Origin of the sequence: Gordonia rhizosphera NBRC 16068 (assembly GCF_000298195.1) — a bacterium.
Lineage (GTDB): Bacteria > Actinomycetota > Actinomycetes > Mycobacteriales > Mycobacteriaceae > Gordonia > Gordonia rhizosphera.
The window spans coordinates 1-885 of record NZ_BAHC01000024.1; the positions used below are offsets into that span (position 1 = coordinate 1).

General features: G+C 69.7%; 1 pseudogene. It reads left to right on the forward strand.

Features of this window, described 5'->3' with window-relative positions:
* Positions 1 to 595 (forward strand): annotated as a pseudogene (locus GORHZ_RS01945) (hypothetical protein); the annotation flags it as partial.
* Positions 596 to 885: the final 290 nt, after the last annotated feature.

The following is an 885-nucleotide window of genomic DNA, read 5'->3' on the forward strand; positions in this document are numbered from 1 at the left end:
AGCCACGGCACCGGAACCGGTGACGTCGGTGGTGATGCGGTCGGCTCCGGAGACCTGGCCCGGCCTGGACGCCGCACTGACCCGGCTCGGGACACCACCCGTGGTGTTGGCCGATTCCTATGCCGGAAGAACGGAATTCACCCACGCGGTGGATGTCCCGTCGACGGTTGACACGGATCGGCTCTCGGCGTACCCGACGACGCCACCCGAGGTCGTCACTGAGGACGTCGCGGGTGCCTCGGCTCCGCGCAAGTCGCGAAGGACGCGAATCCTGTTGGGCGCCGTAGCTGTTGGCGCGATCATCGGGATCGGCGGCGGAGTCGCCGTTGCGGTGACCGGCGACGGCACATCGAGCGACCCGGTGCTCAACCACGCGGCTCCGACGACGGCATCGACGAGTTCGGGCACCTACGCCGACCCGGCCGACTTCGCCGAGGCACGTCAGACCCCGGTGCGCTACGTGCCACCGCCACCACCTGTGGAAACCACGGTCGACCGGCCCGGCCGGCAGGGGCCGGCTCGTCCTCGAACGCGCCCGCCGCGGATCACGATTCCGAATCCGATTCCAGGCCTGCCGCCGATCGTCTTCCCCTGAATCAGCCCGGCCAAACGCGACGTCCGCGGCGCCGACGCGTTGTCTCGGAGGCGTGGGATCTGCGCAAACCCTTGATTCCCCATGCACCGACCAGGGAGAATCGCTGACGACTGGCAATGGGCCGGCGTGCACCCTGGGGGGAGTGCGCTTGGACACGGGGCAGCGATGCAGATGAACGATGAGGTGGTGGGCGGGGGTCGCGGGGTGCATGCCGTGGCCGATGGTGTCCCGCGTGTCGTCAATGCGGGGCTGCTCGGTGATGTCGCGGCGCGTCAGCTCGCCGCGGGGGT